Here is a 4,373-nt window from a genome sequence, read left to right on the forward strand (position 1 = left end):
TAAGCTGAAAATATACAATCTGCGCAATCTGCGCAATCCGCGAGAGAAAAATCCCCGAGAGTGAAAACTGAAAGAAATTATCCGAAATTATTCAAAATTTTTTATTTCTGTTCTTTCAGTCTTAAAAAGAACTCGCAACAAGAATTTCTTATAATTTCTTATAATTTCTTTCAGTCAAAGAGCCTCTAAACGAAAAAATTTCCCCGAGTTCCCCGAGTTCCCCGTGAGGTCAGAGTTCCCCGAGAGGGAAAACTTCCCCGAGAGGTTATTTGGTTTTGAAGTGTTCGTTGGTCACTGTGAGCAGGACTGTGTAGGAGTCATTGGAGACATCTACCACAGTATAGGTGTTCTCATTGAGCAGGTCGATGTCGATGGGTGTGTTGCCTGTGCGCAGTGTGATGGCGCGGTTGTCTTTCAGGAGGGCGGCAAATGTGTCCCACGGGTATTTGAACCCCTTTGACTCGCTCACGAAGAAAAACTTGTCGGTGCGTGGCGCAATGGGTGAATAGAATGTTGCCGTCTTGACCTTGGGTGCCTGCAAGGATTGTCCGTTGGCTACGGGCTTGTCGCCCTGGTACACGGTGATTGTGGAGTCAGATTGGTTGACCAGCATCACCTTTGTGGTGCAGGTGCGGTCGCAACTCGCCAGTGCGAGGCATAGTGTCGCAAGTGTATATAAAAGTATCTTTTTCATTCAGGAAGCGTCGATTTTTACCGTTGGGGTATTTCTGATTGCAAAATTACTGTTTTTTCGCGAAAACCCGGGACTCTCGGGGATTTTTCTCTCGCAGATTGCAGATTTATGCCTCTCGGGGAACTCTGACCTCTCGGGGAACTCGGGGATTTTTCTCTCGCGCGGATATTATTTTGACTGAAAGAAATTAAAATAATTAGAATAATTTCATTTTCTTTTGTTTTTCTGTCAAAAAATAATTCAAGCAGATGGCGCAGATTTTTGCCTCTCGGGGGACTCGGGGATTTTTCTATCTCGCGGGTATTATTTTGACTGAAAGAAATTAAAATAATTAGAATAATTTCATTTTCTTTTGATTTTCTGTCAAAAAATAAATCAAGCAGATGGCGCTGCGCTTGAAATATACTGAAAATAAGCTGAAAATATACAATCTGCGCAATCTGCGCAATCCGCGAGAGAGAGAAAAAATTCCCCGAGTTCCCCGAGAGGTCAGAGTTCCCCGAGAGGGGGAAAAACGAACCGCCCTGCGGCATCACGCAACAGGACGGTTACTATCGGATTTAAACTAAACTGTATGCTATTTTACTTGAGCACCTTGGCAGATGACTTGGTGCCGTCGGTATAGGTCACAACCATGATGTTAACGCCCATGAAGGGGTTGTCGTTCTCAATACCAGCAAGGTTGTAGTACTTCACGCTTGCCACTTCCTTGTTCTCTACATTGACCTCATCGATTGCAGTCACGATGCCTTCATCTTGGAAGGTAACGGGATAGTGAAGGTCGAAGTAGAAGCCACCCATGACAGACTGTTCGCCTTCTTCCATAGCGCTGACGCCTTTGCGTGCGGGAGCGTATTTCAGCGTGTGGTGGAGCATGTTCATGTCGTAAGCATAATAGACAGCCTTGGGAACATCGTCGGGAACAGTGGTAGGCTCATTGTCGCTCACGCCGGCCTTGAGGAGGAGGATCTTACCATAGACCTTCTTGCTGAAGTGCTCAAGGAATTTCGATGTGGCTGCATCCTGCACTTCGCCATTGTTCACAATGGGAGGATTAACGCCGTCGTGCTCAATAGTGCACATTGTGTGGTCGTTCACAACATTTAAATCATGCGTCATCAAGCCTGTGCTGTTGATATTGTCAATTTCCTTTGCATTATAGAAATATGAAATCCTATCGCAGTTGAGAGAGTCTTCTTCAAGGGTGTTCTCAATCTTGAATTCCTTGCGGCTCATGCTTCCCAATGTTTGATAGTTACTATAAGTGTCCAGAGTCATTGTCTCGAAATAACTTGTCTGGTTGTTGAGTACCAAACTTGCCTCTGTTGCATCATTTCCATTATAGCCCAGACGCAAGTAGAACATCCAGCACCACTTTCCTGTTTTCTCGTCTTTATGCTTGAATGTATTGACATTCACGTGGCGGTAGTTGTTGTTCACTTCTACGTTAGGCACTAACTTACCCGCACCATACTCAAGCGAAGCGTTTGTTACCTCACGGCAGAATGTCCAGTCTTTGTATTTATCAGGGAGTGGTTTCTTGATGTAGGGCGAATAGATGTTGAGCGAAGCAAGGTGCATGTTCTGCACATGAACGTCGCGCAGCTCTTCGCATTTGCTCAGGTCGAGCTTGTGGAGCCAAGGACCTTTGCTAATCTGGCGCGCGTTACCGCTCTGGCTGGCGGTGATGGTCAAGTCGATGGGAAGGAGGACCCACTTCTGTGCTGTAACGCCAGCGTCACTCCACAACTGGATGTTGGTTCCGTCCTTGAAACTGCCGCCAGCTACATCCAGCGTGCTTGTTCCATTCACTTTGCTTACGATCTTAAAAGAACCGTCTTCATTGCGGATAAACCTAAACAGCTGTGCGGCATTGCCGTTGTAGGTCCAGAGCTGGATATTGGTTCCATTGTTAGGAGAAGCATTGCTTACATCAAGGCACTTGCTGTTGTCATGATTGGGCTTGATTGCGTACCAGTCAATGTCGTTTTCTTTCTTTACCCATTCAATCTTGAATTGATGATGAGTGGTATTGCGATCGATGGTCCAAATCTGCACATTGGTGCCTTCCGCATTTCCACCATCGGCGCAGTCCATACCGAGTGCGTGGTCTTTATAAGTAACAATGTTATAGACGCCATTATATACGTAACCCTGATTTGCACCATAGGCCGACTTGAGCAGCCATATTGACTGGAGTTTGGTGTTACCTGTGAGGTCTAGCTCATAGTTGGGAGTAGCAAATGCGTGCAGGAACACGAGGTTAGGGAACTTGTCCACGAGGTTCTGCAGGCCACCGTTGTTGGAGGTACCGTCTTTGTAACCAAACATTGAGTCGAAGATTGCGAGCTCCTTCATGTTCTCGTTTGTGTTATTGGCCTTGATGGTTCTCAGGTCGAAGTTGTGGCATGCCTGGAAACGCTCAAGAGCGGGGAACTGGTCAAGGTCAATATCCTCCAAGAAGTTGTTGCTCAAGTTGAGGAACGTGAGTTTCTTCAAGTCGTAGATGTGCGAACTTGAAAGAAGTGCACCAGTCTTGAAATCGGCATAGTCAAGGTTGAGATACTCAAGCTGAGTGTTGTACTGGAGATTGACACCAGAGGGATTCAGGCGTGAATAATTACTTCCGTAGTTGTTGTAGTCATCACCGGGAATGTGACGGCTCATGTCGAGTTTCTTGAGATTAGTGAAGTACTCGATACCAATGAGGTCTTTAACGCCCTGGAAGTGCTTAGAGTAGTTTCCTGTACCCTCGGTCCAGTAGTCGCCATACTCGCCCAGCTTGTCAAGCTCGGTAACAGCCTCGCAGTCGATAACCACCTTCTTGCCGCTGGTGTAAAAGTCGCTGAGCTTTGCATCACGCTCAACAGTCTTGCTGCTGGTGTTATACAGCTTGGCATAACCCTTCTGGCACAGATAGTTCTTGAAGTAAATATCGTTGACAAACGCACCCGAAACAGGCTGGAGATAAAACCTCTGTGCATCCGAGTTGTTGGATGTATAGATCTGGATGTTTTTACCGTCACTGGGAGCACCGCCGCCAGCCATGTCAAATACCATGTTGGAGTTCTTCTTGTTGCGGATAGTGAAAGTGCCATCGCTGTTTTTCTCGAGTTTCCACTTTGTCTCATCGGCAGTACCTACCGAGTAAAGCTGCACATCATCGCCACTGGCGGGAGTTGATCCGTTTCCCATCAAAACATCCAAGAACATGTTACAGTAACTTGCCTTGATGTTGTAGTAACCCAGGTCGTTGCCGGTGAGGGGGATGAACCTGAAGTAGCATGCTGCGTCGGTATTGCTGAATGTCCAAACCTGGACGGTGGTTCCGGCAGCCGTACCTTTACCCTTGATATTAACACAGAAGCTAGGGTTGGCCTTACACAGGAGAGCGAACTCGCCGTCGAGCACCATGAGTTTCTTGCCACTGTAAGTACCACCATCGGGAATGAAATAACCACGGCGGGCGTCGTCAACATTAAAACTGTCGGCCCAAGCGGGTGTTGTGATGAACGCGCACATAGCAAGTGCCATCACAAGAGAGAAAAATCTGTTCATAAATACAGTTGTAGTTTTGTTCTGTTATTATTGTTTATTTAGTCTGGTTTTGTCTTGTCTATGGGGCGATAAGGGCTTGGCTGATTTGTTTTGTCTTGCGATTATAGTAAAAACCACTTTT

General features: G+C 46.5%; 2 protein-coding genes. Both read right to left on the reverse strand.

All coding sequences use genetic code 11. The features are described from left to right. Positions 1-265: 265 nt before the first annotated feature. Positions 266-694: a hypothetical protein gene (locus tag ACKI3C_RS06105; protein ID WP_407403097.1), complete on the reverse strand. Its 429-nt coding sequence runs from the start codon at positions 692-694 to the stop codon at positions 266-268. Between the two features lie 582 nt (positions 695-1,276). Next, the gene (locus ACKI3C_RS06110; protein ID WP_407403099.1) at positions 1,277-4,252 is read right to left on the reverse strand and encodes an RICIN domain-containing protein; all 2,976 of its coding nucleotides are present in this window, start codon (positions 4,250-4,252) and stop codon (positions 1,277-1,279) included. Between the last annotated feature and the right edge of the window lie 121 nt (positions 4,253-4,373).

This window comes from Sodaliphilus sp. (genome assembly GCF_045598405.1).
GTDB classification, from domain to species: domain Bacteria; phylum Bacteroidota; class Bacteroidia; order Bacteroidales; family Muribaculaceae; genus Sodaliphilus; species Sodaliphilus limicaballi.